The organism is Vibrio sp. 1288, from assembly GCF_033344475.1.
This window is the reverse complement of the sequence record NZ_JAWPOX010000013.1, coordinates 102,731-119,208: the sequence shown is the minus strand read 5'-3', so window position 1 is coordinate 119,208 and position 16,478 is coordinate 102,731. Positions and strand designations below refer to the sequence as shown.

Below are 16,478 nucleotides of genomic sequence, written 5' to 3'. Positions count from 1 at the left end.
TAGAGGTTAACTGTTCATCTCAGGCTGACCTGAGCTTCGAGGTAATATTAGTCAACACACTGTTTCGGATAAATATCGTTTTATCTACATGACTGTTTAGTTATACTTAACAAATGAGAATAGAACCTTCTTTAATTTCATCACTGACGTGGTTTGCACATATTGCTCGCCATCGCAGTTTCACTAAAGCAGCCTTAGAAATGGGGATAACCCGTGCTGCCTTATCACAACACCTGAAAGCGTTAGAGCAACAGCTACAAGTTCGGTTAATCAATAGAACCACTAGAAGTATGTCGTTGACTCAAGAAGGCCAACGTCTGCTTGATATTTTGCAACCTTCATTGATGAACATTGAGCAGGTCGTTAACGAATTGAACGACTCTCATCTTGAGCCTTCGGGATTAATCCGTATCAGTGTATCAAGAACCGCTGCTCGGCTGCTTATTGAGCCCTATCTAGGTGAGTTCCTCTCTCGTTATCCTAAAATACGCCTAGAGCTAATCATGGATGATGGGTTTTCTAACATCGTCGCAGAAGGCGTTGACGCTGGCATTCGCTTAGGATTAAGCTTAGATGAACATATGGTTGCGATCCCTATTACTCCGCCGTTAACAACGGCAATAGTGAGCTCTCCTGAATACTTTAGGCAAAATGGACTACCTCAAACTCCTGAGGATTTAGAAGATCACAATTGCCTTGCTTATCGTTTTACCTCTAGCGGAACAATTGATCATTGGTCGCTAACCTCTCCAGATGTTGCAAAGCGCACCCTCGTTTTCGAGCCTAAAGGTAATGCTATTTTTAATGATGACTATAGTATGTTACAAGCTGCAATACAGGGTGTGGGTTTAGTGAAGCATATTGATTTATGGGTGGAAAAGCACATAGATGAGGGAAGATTGACCCGAGTTCTGACACCTTGGTGCAAAGAGTTTCCAGGGTTTTATTTATATATGCCTTCACGAGAGCATATGCCGAAAAAAATCCGCGTCTTGATGGATTTTTTAATCGAAAAGCGCGAAGCTCTGAAACTCAAAGAGTAATTACCAAATTGCTTTAAATAAAAAAGCGAGCACGAGGCTCGCTTTTAACTTTCTGTTTTCGTTATATATTACAATAGCTCAACCGATTGTTTAGCTATCACAAATTCCTCGTTAGTAGGAATAACAAGAGCTTTGGCACCTAACAACTCAGATGCTGCAATAACACCTGCGTTACCAAATCTTGCATCTTCGTTACCTTTCTCATCTTCAACAAAACCTAACAGTTTTAGGTTTTTCAAGATTTCACGACGAATTGGTAGTGAGTTTTCACCAATACCACCAGTGAAGATGATGCCGTCTAATGAATCCAGAGCCGCGAGGTAGGATGTAATGTATTTCGCAACGCGGTAAGTGAAGATCTCAAATGCCAACTTCGCACGTGAATTCCCCGCTTCCATTGCTTCTAGTACGCCACGAGCATCACTTGTCACACCAGATACACCTAAGAAACCTGACTTCTTGTTCATCATCTCGAACACTTCGTCTTTTTCCCAGCCTTTACGGAAAAGGAACTCGATAACACTTGGGTCGAGGTCACCACAGCGAGTGCCCATCATTAGGCCAGCTAACGGCGTCAAACCCATACTTGTATCAACACATTCGCCATTTCTAACCGCACTCACTGATGCACCGTTACCTAAGTGCACAGTGATAAAGCTGCTTTCTTCAACCGGCTTATCTAGCATTTTCGCTGCTTCACGGCTTACGTAGTAGTGGCTTGTACCGTGAGCACCGTAACGACGCACTTTATGCTCTTCGTAAAGCTCGTAAGGAAGTGCGTACATAAAGGCTTTGGCTGGCATTGTTTGGTGGAAAGCAGTGTCAAATACAGCAAATTGAGGCAGTGAAGGGAACGCCGCCATTGCCGCTCTCATGCCTTCAGCGTTCGCTTTGTTATGAAGTGGTGCAAGTTCAGCAAGGCGCTCTACTTCTTGAATAACTGTTTCATCAACTTTCACAGTTCCTTTAAAGGTTTCACCGCCTGCGACAATGCGATGGCCTACAGCGACAAATTTTGAGCTCAAACCTAGAGTTTCGAGTAGTTTTACCACTCGCTCAACAGCGTACTGATGATGGTTACCGCCAGCTGGAATTGCTTCAACGGTTTTTTCTCCCTGATATTTCCAACTGATTTCAGCTTCAGGTAGGCCAAAACACTCACCAATACCTGATACCAAAGCTTCACCGGTTTCAGAATCAATAACAGCAAATTTTAATGAAGAGCTACCAGAGTTGATCACCAGTACAAACGAATTAGACATGAAATAGTTATCCTGTTGTAGAGCAGAGGTTGTAATAGCGCTTGTGCGCTGCGTACTTCTTGTTTGCCCCTCTATTATTCAATAATTTTTTAATCTTTCAACAATCTTTTAGTAAAAGCGATTTGATTGAACAAATTTTGTTGATCTGTAGCAAGTTTTGATTTTATTTGAAGACTAAAAAATATCACTTGTTAAACATAATTTATGAATAGGTCAATTTGTACAAAGTCAGATATATAAGCTACGTTGTTTATTGGGTGAACAAAAATAACAAACCAATCAATAAATCGGGGTAATAATGTGCCCACTATTGCATTTCTATTAGTGATCTTAGGTTTGATTTTGCTCTGCTGGGGATGGCAGATGACAAAAAACATCTGCTCGAAAACTGACGTAACCAGGTGGACTTTCCTATTATTGTTAATCAGCTGTTTCATTTTTGCTTATGCCGTTTTTTTGCACGCTATCATGCAAAAACCTATTACTTCTCTCTTAGAAACGGGGGTTTCTCTTATACTTTTTGGCGGCAGTATCTTTGTCGTGCTGGTGATTAAGTGGAGCAACGATTCGATATTAAAGCTTCATACTGTTGCTGAAAGAGAGAAGCGCAATGCCGTCCATGACGCTCTTACTGGGCTCCCTTATCGTAAATACTACTTTGAGTCTATCGAAGACATGACACAACCTGAAGGCCAATGACTGATTCAAATTATGAGATAACCTCAAAAACGTCGAAAGATTGATAATACGTTTCAAGGTAAGCTGGTTAATTTCTTTTCACAGCAAGCCGCACTGAAGGCTCCCGCTCTATCGTTGAGAACACGATTGCGCTAGCACATGGATTAGGGTATTCGGTCGTAGCAGAAGGCGTTCAAGACATGGACACACTGCATTTTTTGAGAAGTCGAGGCTGTGACATCATTCAGGGTTACTTGTTCTGCCCTGCCCTTAGACGAAGTAATAAGTTGGGTAAACAAACACGATGAAAAGCAAAACCGTATTAGACGCGCATAAAAAAGCCGAGCGCTTTGCTCGGCTTTCAATTCTTTTTGTAGCAACTTAAACCGTCGCTTTAATCACTCGTGATTATGCGTCTGTACGACGGCCACGACCGTGACCACGTTCACCACGATGTGCACCACGGTGATCACCACCACGGTTGCGATCGAAACGACGTTCGCCACCTTCACGATTACCATCGCGGTTGCCGTCACGGTTACCACGGAAACCACCTTCGCGACGACCGCCTTCACGACGATCACCACCACGATTGCCGCCTTCGCGGTTGCCACGGTAACCACCGCCATCACGACGACCACCATCGCGACGACCACCGTCACGGCGACCACCACGAGACTCGCGGAAATCATCGAAATCACATACTACAGCACCAACATCTTGTTGACGGATACGTAGTTTGCTTAGCTTGTTCGCCGCGTCTGAAGTCATTGCTTTAGGTAGCTGTACGAATGTGTGACCTTGAGCTAGCTTGATCGCACCGATAGAACCTTTACCTAGACCTAGTTCGTTTGCTAGAGCGCCAACGATGTCTTTAACTTGAACGCCTTGCTCACGACCAACTTGAAGCTGGTAAGTATCCCAGTCTTGGTTGTTGAAGTTACGACCGCCGTCGCGACCACCTTCACGGCGCTCTTTACGACGTTGCTTGTCACGCTCAATTGCTTCAACCATTGGGTCTTCGCCAATGTAGAACAGAGGACGTTTGCCTTGCTGACGCTTAAGAAGCATAGCAGCAAGTGTTGCTGGGTCGATGTCTAGAGAAGTTTGTAGTTTCTCTACCAGCTCAGCAAATTTGTCTAGTGCTTTGTGCTCTTTCTCTGCTTCAAGCTCAGCGCCTAGCTTAGCTAGACGAGCTTCAGCAACTTGGTCACGTAGAGGAAGTTGGATTTCTTCCATAGATGACTTAGTTACACGCTCGATAGTGCGAAGCATACGAATTTGGTTAGTGCGAACTAGAAGGATCGCTTTACCCTTACGTCCAGCACGGCCAGTACGACCGATACGGTGGATGTATGACTCAACATCAAATGGGATGTCGTAGTTAAATACGTGCGTAATACGTGGAACGTCAAGACCACGAGCTACAACATCAGTTGCAACTAGGATGTCAATAACACCTTGTTTGATGTGATCAACAGTACGTTCACGTAGAGACTGAGGAATGTCACCGTGCAGTGCAGCTGCTTTGAAGCCACGTGCAGATAGCCAGTCAGCCAGACGCTCAGTATCTTGACGAGTACGTACGAATACGATTGACGCGTCAGTTTCTTCAGTTTCAAGAAGACGAGACATCGCTTCATCTTTCTCTACACCTTTCACTACCCAGAACTGTTGTTGAACTTTGTCTACAGTGTGGTTTTTACCAGCAACGTCAACCGTTACAGGGTCACGAAGGAAGCGTTCAACGATCTTCTTCAGCATTGGAGGCATAGTTGCAGAAAACAGAACGCGTTGTGCTGACTCTGGAGCGTGCTCCATGATCGCAGTTACGTCATCTACGAAACCCATGTTTAGCATTTCGTCTGCTTCATCAAGAACGAAAGTACTAACTTCGTCTAGGTGTAGACGTTCGCGATTGATAAGATCTTGAACACGGCCTGGAGTACCGACAACTACATGAGCGCCACTTTTAAGAGCACGCATTTGGTCGACAATAGATGCGCCACCGTAAATCTCTAGAACTTTCAAACCTTTGATATTTTTACCAAGGTTTTTCATTTCCGCTGCAACCTGAATTGCCAGCTCACGAGTCGGAGCAAGTACAATCGCTTGCGGTTTGCGTTGGTTTAGATCGAGTTTGTTGAGAAGAGGCAGAGAGAACGCTGCTGTTTTACCTGTACCTGTTTGAGCTTTACCCAGCGCGTCAGCACCTTCCAATAGGTGTGGGATTGCCGCAGCCTGAATTGGAGTTGGTGACACGAAACCCATTCCGTCTAGAGCAGAAAGGATAGAATCATTCAGAGATAAATCACTGAATTGAATAACAGAATCTTGCATTGGGATCCTACTTAATTAAACAAAAAAACAGTCCCATATGCTCTTCCAATTCGATACTGATCCATCCAGATACTGATTCCATTCAGACGGGAACACAGCACAGTACACAACCGCGATAAGCCATTAGGGACGACTAAGGGAGGCGGATTATTCCTTAAAAGCATAAAAAAATCCAGAAAAAATTGAATTACATCACAATTTATTCTCAACAATGGTATTTTTAGCATATTTTTCCACCAGCCCTACCATTCCCCGTAGATTCGCGTAGCTCACAGATGAGAATTTCATCAATATTTAAGCCAATTTCTCGTGGTTAAATTGGCAAAATTCACGGCGAAATTACGCTCCACAGGTAGTAATAATAGCTCGCAATGATTATAGTGTGCCCAACTCCATAGGTAATTTAAGAAAAGATGTTTCAAGATAACCCACTACTCGCTCAGCTTAAGCAGCAAATCCAAGAAAACCTGCCTAAAAAAGAAGGCTCAATAAAAGCCACAGATAAAGGCTTTGGCTTTTTGGAAGTGGACAGTAAGACTAGCTTCTTCATCCCGCCTGCGTACATGAAAAAGTGCATGCACGGTGACAAAGTCGTCGCCATTATCCGCACCGAAAATGAACGCGAAGTTGCAGAGCCACAAGAGCTGCTGGAACAAGCCGTGACTCGCTTTATTGGTCGCGTAAAACTGTTTAAAGGTAAGCTTAACGTAGCACCTGATCACCCACAGCTTAAAAAGCTATCTCTTAAAGCGAAACTAAAGAAAGGTCTAAAACCTGACGAGTTCGCCGAAGGTGATTGGGTTGTCGCACATCTTATTCGCCATCCTCTAAAAGGTGATAACTCTTTCTTCGTAGAAATTTCTGAAAAAATCACTGACGCGAATGATAAAATTGCGCCTTGGTGGGTAACGCTTGCTCAAAACGATCTACCAAACTCTGAGCCAGCAGGCATCGATAACTGGGAACTGAAAGACGACGCGGAGCTAGAACGCGTAGACATGACTCATGTTCCATTCGTCACTATCGACGGTGAATCGACTAAAGATATGGACGATGCGCTGTACGCGAAGAAAACCGTATCTGGCGATTTCGAACTCACCATCGCTATTGCGGACCCAACCGCCTACATCACACCTGAAGATGAAATGGATAAAGTAGCACGTGAGCGTGGCTATACTATTTATCTTCCAGGCCGCAACATCCCGATGTTACCTCGTGATTTAGCGGACAACCTATGCTCTCTGATTGAAGGTGAAACCCGCCCTGCTATTTGCTGTACCGTAACGGTAAGTAAAGATGGTGTAATTGGCGACGATATTAAATTCTTCGCAGCAAACATCAAATCACATGCACGCCTAGCATACGATCACGTGTCTGATTGGTTAGAAAACGGCAGCTCTGAAGCATGGACGCCATCTGAAGAGATCGCGACCATCGTTCGTGATCTTTATGAGTTCTCTCTTGCTCGCGCTGAATGGCGTGAGAAAAACGCAGTGGTCTTCCCTGATCGTCCTGACTACCGTTTTGAGCTCAGTGAAGATAACGATGTAATCGCTATCCACGCAGACATGCGCCGCAGTGCAAACCGTCTTGTTGAAGAATCCATGATTACCGCAAACATCTGTGCAGGTCGTACATTACGCGATAAATTTGAAACAGGTGTCTTCAATACGCATGCAGGTATCAAGAACGAGAAGATTGAAGAAGTGGTTCAACTTGTCAATCCAGAAGGCCAGTTGGAGTTCACAGCGGAGTCTATTGCTACGCTAGAAGGCTTTGCTGCGTTGCGCCGCTGGTTAGCTGCTCAAGAAACGTCTTATCTAGATAACCGTATTCGTAAGTTCCAAGCATACAGCGAAGTGGGTAATCAGCCTCTGCCTCATTATGCAATGGGTTTAGACATCTATGCAACTTGGACATCACCAATTCGTAAATACGGTGATATGATCAACCACCGTATGTTGAAGGCCGTCATCCTTGGTAAAGAACCTGTACAAAAACCAGATGACCAAGTAGGCGAAGAGCTAGCTCTACATCGTAAACATCATAAAATCGCTGAGCGAAATGTCTCAGATTGGCTATATGCACGCACGCTTGCTGATGAGCCGAGCAAGAAAACTTGTTTCACAGGTGAGATTTTCGATATTAATCGTGCAGGCGCACGTGTCCGACTTCTCGAAAATGGCGCAGCAGCCTTTATTCCTGGTGCACTAATTCTTGATAATAAAGAAAGAATTGAGTGCAATGGCGACAACGGTACCATCTCTATCGATAAAGAGGTCGTATACAAACTTGGGGATACATTGGAAATTGTCCTTACGGACGTAAACCAAGAAAACCGCAGTTTAGTTGCAAAGCCAACCCAGGTATTCGCTGAACAACCAGCAGCACAAACAGAACAGACTGTAAGTGAATAATACCGAATGAAGTTAAAAGGCGCTCTATTGAGCGCCTTTTTTATTTGTTATGTAAAACGATAAGAACGAGTATGCCGAACATTGAGATCATTCGCTTTAATCACTTCACTGCGCGCAAAAGTGAGCGTTACACTGCAACACATAATGGGTTATATATTGTTGAAGAAGGTGCCCTATTAGTTCATCAACCTAATGGTGAGCAATTTGAACTTAAAGCCGGAGATTTCACACTCTATAACTCCGCAGATCTGAGCAATGCAGAAGCCGTCTCTAGTGACGGAGGCTTTAAAGCACTGGCTTTAGTCTTCAATCCAAATATATTCTGTGACTTTAAGAAAGCGCACCCGATGCTACGTTCCAAAACGGAAGAAAGGCGCTTCTATCCTTTTTCAACGCAATCCAGTAGCGAAGTAGCACAATTGAAGGACATGTTGGTTAAGTTAGCGAGTCGCAATGCTCCAGACTACACACAAAGCCATATCGCAATGGCATTGCTGTCGTTGATGGTTGAGGTAGAGCCAAACATCCTATCTATCATAGATGATGCAAGTAGCCTGAGCGACTCTCAAAAAGCCATTAAGTACATTGAGGGTAATATTGAAAAAGACATCACGCTAGAAGGCTTAGCGGCTCATATGAGCATGTCCATCGCAACCTTAAAACGTCGCCTCGCCGCAGATGATCTTTCGTTTTCTCAGATATTAAAGGTGAAACGGATAAACTTCGCAGCAACCCAACTGCGCAAGTCAGAAAAATCAATAACAGAAATAGCGTTTGAGTCTGGTTTTAAAAGTGCAGCGCATTTCAGTACAGCATTTAAATCCGTTTACAACATGACCCCCAAAGACTTTAGAAACCAAGTTGTTAGGCCTAAAGTATAAATCATGTCGGCATTCGCATCCGTTGGGCTCACCCTATTCCCAAAAACACGCTTGAGGATCGCGCTCCAACTCGTTGAGTAAGTCCTCAAGCATTCGGCTAAATGGAAGTGGCTTATAAGGCACCCACCTTAACAGCTCGTTGTGATATGTGGGAACATAGAAATACCAAAGTTGGTTGTCCTCATCAAACATGATCTTCGCGACGGGAGAAGTATACTCGCTATGCTGGGAGTCGAGGAGAAAATGCGCCCGATGAAGCTCAACGCCATTTTCTACTAGCTCATAGAGGCACTTGCCCTGTTCGACAGGCAAGTTAGCATTACGCGCAGAGCAGAGCGATTGAACTGATTTGTATAAACGACTTGTCGCCATTTGGGACACTGACATCAACGTTCTCCCGATGGATGATAGTTAGAGCTGTCGATCCTAGTATATAGCCTTTACATCATCACCGATGGTAGTTATCTACCTAACTCAAGTATAAGATAGCTATATTATCATTTGCCCAGATTATCATCTCAATCCACTTGGAAACGCTAGCTCCATCACCTCTTGACTAGAAACAATTCCCCTGTTTAGCGCTAACAGTTCACAAAAGTGTAACCTGACCGCAATATCATAAACTCTGCTTTATCCCGTATATGGAGTTTAATATGTTACGTTTTACTGTGGCGACGTTATTGGCCATAGCAGTCTCCCTCCCTACCATTGCAAAAGAAATCAACATCTCGGGTTCAACTTCGGTTGCTCGTGTGATGGATGTACTTGCTGAGGAATACAACAAAACACACCCAGACGATTACGTTGCTGTTCAGGGCATTGGTTCGAGTGCTGGTATCACCATGGTCAATAAAGGAGTAGCCGAAATAGGCATGAGCTCTCGCTATCTGACTGAAAGCGAAAAAGGTGAAGATCTCAATGTATACCCTATCGCTTATGATGGCCTCGCTGTTGTTGTAAACCGTACCAACTCTGTAGAAAACCTTTCTCAGCAACAGCTGTTTGATATTTACAAAGGTAAGATTAAGAATTGGAAAGAGGTCGGGGGCACAGATCAGCCTATCGCGGTGGTTACTAGAGAAGCGTCTTCAGGTTCACGTTACAGCTTCGAAAGCTTGCTGGGACTGACCAAAATCGTTAATGATCGCCTTGTCTCGGATATCAGCCCAAACAACTTGGTTGTAAACAGCAACAGCATGGTAAAAACCATTGTTAACCATAACACTCGCGCCATTGGTTTTATCTCTGTAGGGTCAGTAGATCGCTCGATCAAGGCGATTCAGTTAGATGGTATTGACCCAACGTCGACAAACATTAGCAATCATAAGTACAAGTTGGCGCGACCATTCCTAGTGCTATACAAAGTAGATAAGATTAGCGATGCAGGTAAAGGTTTTATCGCTTTCCTTCGTTCAGAGCAGGGACAAAAAGCGATTGCAGATTACGGTTATACGCCAGTAAAAAACTTTAATCAGTAAAAATAAAAAAGAGAGCACCTTGATGCTCTCTTTTCCTATGTAGTGTTCTCTCCGGTTTCGGAATTAGAAATGCAGTTGAATTACAGAGACCACAACCGCACCAGGTCGACGAATACCTTCAATTTCCACTTTAATTTCGCGCTCAATCTCCAAACCTTTTTTGATTGGCGTTACTTTTGTTAACGTGCTGACTGCACGAACATTATTGCCTGCTTTGACAGGGTAAGGGAAACGAACTTGGTTTAAACCCAAATTAACTACCATTTTAGCTGTTGGGAACATTGGCTTTTCTGGATCGACTGAATCCGTCAGTTTAGGCAGCAATGCTAATGTTAAAAAGCCATGAGCGATAGTTGTCTTAAATGGAGATTCAGTTGAAGCACGCTCTGGATCAGTATGAATCCATTGCATGTCTTCCGTTACCGCACCAAATTGGTTAATACGTTCTTGAGACACATGAACCCAATCACCAGTGTGAATAACTTCGCCAATTTTTTCACTTAACTCGTCATAAAGCTTTTGAGCCTCAGGTGCCATTACGATCGGTGCAGGTTGAGGTGCAACTTCTTCGTTGACGGCTGGCTGCTGGTGATCACGAACTTTTGAGAAAAGAAAGCTATTTTGAGCTTTCCCCAAAAAGTCACTCCAATAATCGCGTAACGTTGGAGACATCCAATTCATAAACTCGGATTGATGAGCAGAAATCGCATCAACTTTGTCTTTAAATAGATTTGTGACCTTCATAAACACCCTTAAGAATTCTAAGCACAACTGGCTATACCAGTTAATTTTGAATTAGTTCACAAAGTCTTGCAAATACTTTCGGGCGAACACATGTACCCTAAAAGCATGTTATGTCTTATATATCAGCAAGATAACAATAAAACACCATTTTATTGACGTGCGCCAATATAAAGTAAAAACTCTACAAATTGGTACTTTTTGTCCCTTTTTCACTCCGTTTTCAAACTGTCCAACATCACATCAGTGATCATAAAACAAGCAAACAGTACTTCTATTATAATTCAGCACTTTACAAGTTGGACTATGCTCCTTATTATACCGCCCACAACGGAGAGATGGCTGAGTGGTTGAAAGCACCGGTCTTGAAAACCGGCATACGTTAATAGCGTATCTAGGGTTCAAATCCCTATCTCTCCGCCACTTATTTAGAGAGCTCGCATTTATTGCGAGCTTTCGTCATTTTAGCTCTTAAAAAACGAGATTTAGAAATCCTCGCTCGTAAACGAATCCGGCACTTCACTATATTCCAGTTAAAAGCCCGCTAATGTTTAGCGGGCTTTTAACTTCGATTTTCTAAAGTTTAAGCAAACTTCTTAATCATTTCAGACAGGTCATTGGTGCAATTTTGCACTTTGGTGTTCATATGATTCGTTTCAGTCATCAGTTCATACGATTCACTGTACTTTAAATTAAGCGACTGGATGTTTTCATTTATTTCATCCGTTACATAAACCTGCTCTTCTATCGCGACCGCAATTTGTTGGTTTCGTTCGACGACGTCCTGAACAAGGGATTCCAATTGTTGAATGCTATCCAAAGCAGTACCTAACAATGTTACCGTTCCGGTCGACATTTCGTTACCTTTCTCTAACGCAGAAACCGCTGATTTGCTCCCATTTTGAATCCCTTCAATGGCCGATTTAATCTCTGTTGTCGATTCCTGAGTTCTTTTAGCTAAGGTTCTCACTTCATCTGCTACAACGGCAAACCCTCTGCCTTGTTCGCCTGCCCTCGCGGCTTCAATAGCAGCGTTCAACGCTAATAAATTAGTTTGTTCGGCAATACCATTGATGACTTCAACAACAGTTCCAATTTGCTCGGTTTGTTGGTTCAAACGTATGACCACTTTAGATATTTCGCCGAGCTCACCCACCAACTCTAAAACCGATTGGTTAACATTATCGATAACGCTACGGCTGTCTATCATCGTATTTTGCGCTTCTAACGTAGCCTCGGCGGTCGCTTGAGCATTATTTGATATCTCAGATGAAGAGGCTTGCATCTCGTTGACCGCTGTTGCGACCGAGTCAATCTCCACTTTCTGTGCGCTTAAGTTCTCCGTCACTTGCTGGCTATTTGTCGCAGCACTGTTAGCACTTGCGCGCGTTTCTTCGCAAGAGTCTTTTACAGACACGCCAACGCGCCCCAATAGCGCATTTGCAAATTGCTTACGCATCTTCATACCCAGCTCAATCTCAGCCAGATCGTTGATTCTTCCGCAATAAATATATTCCATGAGTGGATTATTGAAGTCTTGCCTAGCCTGTTTAGCGAGCTTCTCAACTGGTCTGGTTAATACATAAATAGAGAAAACGGAAAGTAACGCAACAACGCCAAACGCTATCACTGGTGATTGATTCATTTGTAGAATGAGTAAGCCAAGAAGGTTTGAAATTAAAAGGAAGAAGGCCGATCTCATCCACAAACGTGTACGAGGAAGATACATTTTCCACGGCTTACGATTATTTCGAAGCTTCGAATACGCTTTTTCCGCTCGCTGGATGTGTATACGCTCAGGTTTAAATCTCACTGATTGGTATTCCACAACTTCACCATTAGATTTTATAGGAGAAGCAAACGCGTCAACCCAATAATAGCCGCCGTTTTTACGTCGATTTTTGACCATTCCCATCCAGTGTTTGCCAGTTTTCAGGTGAGTCCATAAATCTTTAAAAGCCTGTTTTGGCATATCAGGATGACGCACAACATTGTGGGGTTTACCAATAAGCTCCCCTTCATCAAACCCCGCTACTTCATTAAAGTTTTCACTGGCATATTTGATGTAACTGGAGGTATCGGTAATGGAAACTAGGCTGTAACTCGAGGGGTAATCGTATTCCGTTTCACTCATAAACATGTGTCCTTACATTGATTAATTAACAAACGGCAAATATGAACTTATCGGCATAACATTCACATGCATAATGATAGGTTGATTCAAAAATAAAACAAAATTATTGACAAGCTTACTTGTTACTTAATGACTCTAGTCGCATTTTTATCCTCTAATACAAGGCTTCGTTAATATGTACAAGACTGAGCACTGTTCAAAATTAATACACAAAAGCGCTTCCGTACTGAGTTCGTAAATTGTTATAAGTAATCCACTAAAGCGAAAACAAGGAAGACAAACACAATGACTATTCACTTTCGTCAGCTTGCAGCTAAGAGAAACACGACACACTTGTTTATTGACGATTGGAAAATTAACACTCAGCAGTCTTGGGGGATATTCAGCGCGGATGGAGATATTGGCTCTCTGCTTGGAGACCTTATTTGTGATGAAATATCACCAAATAGTGGGGAAATTGAGCTAAATGGGCTGTCCGTTGCGCAAGTGTCGTTATCAGAGCAACAGCGATTACTGGAAAGAGAATTAGAAAAAGATGATACGGATTTTCTTGATCGTATCGACCAAGGAAGCACTGTTTATTCATTAATCCTAGAACAGAGCCAAGACACTAACTTAACTGAACAGCTAGTTAATGATCTCGACCTAAGTCATCTTAGAGATAGTGGCTTCCGTGTTCTCTCTACCGGAGAAACCAGAAGAGTAACGCTCGCCCGAGCTTTAGCCACACAACCTGACTTAGTATTACTCGATAATCCATTTACTGGCTTAGATATTGCGCACCGAGCTGCTCTCGCTCGCTATTTACACTCGCTTTCTCAAAATGTGCAACTACTCATAACCTTCTCTCGCGAATCTGACATGCCTGAGTGGATCAATAGCATCGCGCTTTTCAGTGCAGGAAAGCTTGATAGTACAATGGATAAGTCCAGTTGGGATAATCATCCAATCATTGGACAAATAAAATCTCAGTCAGAGCAACAGAGTGAAGAAATGATAAGCTTGATACGTCAGCGTCAGCACTCGACGCCATTCAACAACCCAATATTTGAACTAAAGAATGGGGCTGTCGAATACACCGATAAGAAGATTTTTACTGACTTGAACTGGCGCATAGACAAGGGCCAACATTGGCAGGTCAAAGGTCCAAATGGTTGTGGAAAGAGTACCTTACTTGGATTGATCTTTGGCGATCATCCGCAATGCTACAGCAATGACATTGATATTTTTGGTAAAAAGCGTGGTACTGGCGAGACAATCTGGGAAATTAAGCAGCATATCGGCATGGTGTCTTCAGCGCTACACCTCCAATATCGAGTCAATTGCAGCGCATTAGAAGTCATTTTGTCAGGATTTTACGATTCGATTGGGTTGTATAACCAGCCAACTCGCAAAGAGATGAATATTGCAAACGAGTGGCTCGATATCTTACATATGAGCCAGTACAAAAAAACCTCATTCAAGCAATTAGAGTACGGTCAGCAGCGACTATTACTGATTGCAAGAGCCATCGTGAAACAACCCACATTATTGATTTTGGACGAGCCGTATCAAGGGTTAGATTTTTTGGGTAGACGGTTAGTTAAGAACACACTTGAACTCATCGCTAGAGAGAATTTAAGCCAACTATTGTATGTGTCTCACTACCAAGAAGACCGCTTAGATAGCATCAAAAATGAGTTAGAGTTTGTGTTTGATGAAAATGCTCAGTGTTATAGAGCTAACGTCTACCAATCATAATGATTTCGCTGCGCAAGCTGCTCATAAGGTAATGGTTTGGAGTACAGGTATCCCTGATGATATCTCACTCCCATCTGCTTTAAGTGTTCAGCTTGCGCTATGGTTTCCACGCCTTCAGCGATCAATTGTACTTGTAACTCTTCCGCGAAATGAACCATCGCTTTTAAGACAGAAGCACTAAGGCTAGGAATACCAATGGTTTCGACAAAGCACTTATCGATTTTTAAGTAATCTATGCGCATGTGCTGTAGAAATGCTAACGAGGTTTGGCCAGTTCCAAAATCATCGATCAGCACATCAATACCATGCACTCGCAGCGCTGCAATGCATTTTCTCGCCTCTGAATCAATGAGCTGACTCTCCGTTATCTCAACCCCTAATGAGACTTTGTTTCGGCTCAACTGTCTGTCGAGCAATTGAATTTTTCTGATCGCGTTTGGTCCGACTAAATAACCAGGCGGCACGTTAATACCAAGGTGGACAGGCTGATCAAAGCCTAATTTACTGAAGTCCTCTGCCGCTTTATCCAGAACGAAATCAGTAAGTAAAAAAACCAATCCACTTTGCTCTGCCGCAGGGACAAACTCATCCGGAGAAATGAACCCCTTACTTTGATGCTCCCATCGCACTAGCGCTTCAAACCCGAATAACTGGCCGGTATCAACGTTAACTTGCGGTTGGTAATACAGGGTCAACTCTCCTCTTTTTATCGCTCTTTTAAGATCCAGTATCAAATTGTGATGAGGATCAATAAACTTATTCAACGCATACAAGCAAAGGTAGATCACGAAAATAATTGGAATTGAGTACAAAAAATAGGAAAGTGTTCTCTGTTTGACGAAAAGATCGCTGGCTTCACTCAAAGCTTCATACTCAAACATTTGCGACGATTTGATACCGATAGGATTACTTCCCGCTCTTAATGCTCCTTCTGGTGAAACTTGATCATGGATAAACAGCGCAGAGCGTTTTAGGCGTAAATCGTTGTTAAACCCTATTGTCGCATTAAAGTAGTCATGATCGATAATCGTTACGGCTTGGTAACCCCGCTCTCCTTCCGTTACCACTAGCAAGAACTGATCGTACAAGCTATCAACACTACCAAGCGCTAGCGTTTGTCCCTTGGGAAAGGCGATGTGCTCAGCTAACGGTTTAGAGATACTTCCCAATTTCGAAGAACAAGTAATGACTCCCTCTTTCACAATGAGCATTTCTTCAATATCTCGTTCAAACATTAAGCTTTGCTGGAGCTCTTCACATCGTTCAGGGTGTAGCAACGCCGTGCGGTTTTCTGTCTCTATTTGGAATAAAATTTCATCTGCAATTTGCACATTTTTTTCTAATAAATGATTGAGATTGTTTTGCACGCTTTCACGAGCTAAATACAAAACCTCTCCAATAACCAAGGGAATAGGCAGAAGAAAAATGATGGCTTTTTTAAAAATCGCCTTATTCAGCATATAAAAGTAACCTTTTATAAAACCGATTTACTGAGATGGTACCTCGATTCCGATACCCGCTAGCAACTCACGTTTTTTAACATTATTTGTTTGGATTAACTCAGTATGCGAAACGCTGAGTAATACCGCAAACTAAACAATGTCTTATTCACTCCTGTTCCAATTTAGTATCAAGCGCCTCAAACCTGAGACTTTAATTCGACACCATGTTATGTCTATCGGTACTTGCGAAAGTCTTTACCTGTCTGTTTCTCATCATGTAAGAATTACCCATTAAAATTATTTTTCTTTTCTCAGTGATTAA

12 protein-coding genes, 1 tRNA gene and 1 pseudogene are annotated in these 16,478 nt (G+C 42.9%); 8 read left to right on the top strand and 6 right to left on the bottom strand.

Annotated elements, in window-relative coordinates; all coding sequences use genetic code 11:
* Nucleotides 1–113: 113 nt before the first annotated feature.
* A complete protein-coding gene (locus R8O11_RS12055; protein ID WP_318194185.1) occupies nt 114–1,043 on the top strand; it encodes a LysR family transcriptional regulator in 930 nt (309 codons plus the stop codon).
* A 68-nt stretch (nt 1,044–1,111) separates the two neighbouring features.
* Here the strand turns inward: R8O11_RS12055 and R8O11_RS12050 are convergent, their stop codons facing one another.
* A complete protein-coding gene (locus tag R8O11_RS12050) occupies nt 1,112–2,305 on the bottom strand; it encodes an acetate/propionate family kinase (RefSeq protein WP_318194184.1) in 1,194 nt (397 codons plus the stop codon).
* A 468-nt stretch (nt 2,306–2,773) separates the two neighbouring features.
* Between R8O11_RS12050 and R8O11_RS31815 the strand changes: the two genes are divergently transcribed.
* Together R8O11_RS31815 and R8O11_RS31810 are read left to right on the top strand one after the other, a co-directional pair.
* Complete coding sequence (locus R8O11_RS31815; protein WP_224721257.1) at nt 2,774–3,004, top strand: hypothetical protein; 231 nt, start codon at nt 2,774–2,776, stop codon at nt 3,002–3,004.
* 71 nt (nt 3,005–3,075) lie between these two features.
* A pseudogene (locus tag R8O11_RS31810) lies at nt 3,076–3,319 on the top strand (EAL domain-containing protein); the annotation flags it as partial.
* 72 nt (nt 3,320–3,391) lie between these two features.
* On the opposite strand, the gene R8O11_RS12040 reads toward R8O11_RS31810, so the two are convergent.
* Complete coding sequence (locus R8O11_RS12040; RefSeq protein WP_005375680.1) at nt 3,392–5,323, bottom strand: DEAD/DEAH box helicase; 1,932 nt, start codon at nt 5,321–5,323, stop codon at nt 3,392–3,394.
* A gap of 413 nt (nt 5,324–5,736) precedes the next feature.
* Between R8O11_RS12040 and rnb the strand changes: the two genes are divergently transcribed.
* Together rnb and R8O11_RS12030 are read left to right on the top strand one after the other, a co-directional pair.
* Nucleotides 5,737–7,740, top strand: a complete 2,004-nt coding sequence (gene rnb, locus R8O11_RS12035) for an exoribonuclease II (RefSeq protein WP_318194183.1) — start codon at nt 5,737–5,739, stop codon at nt 7,738–7,740.
* Between the two features lie 71 nt (nt 7,741–7,811).
* The gene (locus R8O11_RS12030) at nt 7,812–8,621 is read left to right on the top strand and encodes an AraC family transcriptional regulator (RefSeq protein ID WP_053303736.1); all 810 of its coding nucleotides are present in this window, start codon (nt 7,812–7,814) and stop codon (nt 8,619–8,621) included.
* A 33-nt stretch (nt 8,622–8,654) separates the two neighbouring features.
* On the opposite strand, the gene R8O11_RS12025 is transcribed toward R8O11_RS12030, so the two are convergent.
* On the bottom strand, nt 8,655–9,008 hold the full coding sequence (locus R8O11_RS12025) for a DUF3024 domain-containing protein (RefSeq protein WP_017635751.1): 354 nt from the start codon (nt 9,006–9,008) through the stop codon (nt 8,655–8,657).
* Nucleotides 9,009–9,274: 266 nt separating this feature from the next.
* On the opposite strand from R8O11_RS12025, the gene R8O11_RS12020 reads away from it, so the two are divergent.
* Nucleotides 9,275–10,099, top strand: coding sequence for a phosphate ABC transporter substrate-binding protein (locus tag R8O11_RS12020; RefSeq protein WP_158155297.1), 825 nt, complete (start codon nt 9,275–9,277; stop codon nt 10,097–10,099).
* Nucleotides 10,100–10,162: 63 nt separating this feature from the next.
* On the opposite strand, the gene R8O11_RS12015 is transcribed toward R8O11_RS12020, so the two are convergent.
* A complete protein-coding gene (locus R8O11_RS12015) occupies nt 10,163–10,843 on the bottom strand; it encodes a MaoC family dehydratase (protein ID WP_005386198.1) in 681 nt (226 codons plus the stop codon).
* Between the two features lie 329 nt (nt 10,844–11,172).
* Between R8O11_RS12015 and R8O11_RS12010 the strand changes: the two genes are divergently transcribed.
* Nucleotides 11,173–11,263, top strand: a tRNA-Ser gene (locus tag R8O11_RS12010).
* 160 nt (nt 11,264–11,423) lie between these two features.
* Here the strand turns inward: R8O11_RS12010 and R8O11_RS12005 are convergent.
* Complete coding sequence (locus tag R8O11_RS12005; protein ID WP_033907145.1) at nt 11,424–12,974, bottom strand: PAS domain-containing methyl-accepting chemotaxis protein; 1,551 nt, start codon at nt 12,972–12,974, stop codon at nt 11,424–11,426.
* Between the two features lie 285 nt (nt 12,975–13,259).
* On the opposite strand from R8O11_RS12005, the gene modF reads away from it, so the two are divergent.
* Complete coding sequence (gene modF / locus R8O11_RS12000) at nt 13,260–14,714, top strand: molybdate ABC transporter ATP-binding protein ModF (RefSeq protein WP_318194182.1); 1,455 nt, start codon at nt 13,260–13,262, stop codon at nt 14,712–14,714.
* On the opposite strand, the gene R8O11_RS11995 is transcribed toward modF, so the two are convergent.
* Nucleotides 14,702–16,174: an EAL domain-containing protein gene (locus R8O11_RS11995; protein ID WP_318194181.1), complete on the bottom strand. Its 1,473-nt coding sequence runs from the start codon at nt 16,172–16,174 to the stop codon at nt 14,702–14,704. The two genes, modF and R8O11_RS11995, sit on opposite strands and share 13 nt — an antisense overlap.
* Nucleotides 16,175–16,478 lie beyond the last annotated feature (304 nt).

Excerpts from the sequence above, each read along its gene's own strand:
- R8O11_RS11995 (WP_318194181.1), bottom strand. The coding sequence starts at position 16,174 with ATGCTGAATAAGGCGATTTTTAAAAAAGCCATCATTTTTCTTCTGCCT.
- R8O11_RS12050 (WP_318194184.1), bottom strand. The coding sequence starts at position 2,305 with ATGTCTAATTCGTTTGTACTGGTGATCAACTCTGGTAGCTCTTCATTA.
- R8O11_RS12015 (WP_005386198.1), bottom strand. The coding sequence starts at position 10,843 with ATGAAGGTCACAAATCTATTTAAAGACAAAGTTGATGCGATTTCTGCT.
- R8O11_RS12005 (WP_033907145.1), bottom strand. The coding sequence starts at position 12,974 with ATGAGTGAAACGGAATACGATTACCCCTCGAGTTACAGCCTAGTTTCC.
- R8O11_RS12025 (WP_017635751.1), bottom strand. The coding sequence starts at position 9,008 with ATGTCAGTGTCCCAAATGGCGACAAGTCGTTTATACAAATCAGTTCAA.
- R8O11_RS12020 (WP_158155297.1), top strand. The coding sequence starts at position 9,275 with ATGTTACGTTTTACTGTGGCGACGTTATTGGCCATAGCAGTCTCCCTC.
- R8O11_RS31815 (WP_224721257.1), top strand. The coding sequence starts at position 2,774 with ATGCAAAAACCTATTACTTCTCTCTTAGAAACGGGGGTTTCTCTTATA.
- R8O11_RS12055 (WP_318194185.1), top strand. The coding sequence starts at position 114 with ATGAGAATAGAACCTTCTTTAATTTCATCACTGACGTGGTTTGCACAT.
- rnb (WP_318194183.1), top strand. The coding sequence starts at position 5,737 with ATGTTTCAAGATAACCCACTACTCGCTCAGCTTAAGCAGCAAATCCAA.
- modF (WP_318194182.1), top strand. The coding sequence starts at position 13,260 with ATGACTATTCACTTTCGTCAGCTTGCAGCTAAGAGAAACACGACACAC.
- R8O11_RS12040 (WP_005375680.1), bottom strand. The coding sequence starts at position 5,323 with ATGCAAGATTCTGTTATTCAATTCAGTGATTTATCTCTGAATGATTCT.
- R8O11_RS12030 (WP_053303736.1), top strand. The coding sequence starts at position 7,812 with ATGCCGAACATTGAGATCATTCGCTTTAATCACTTCACTGCGCGCAAA.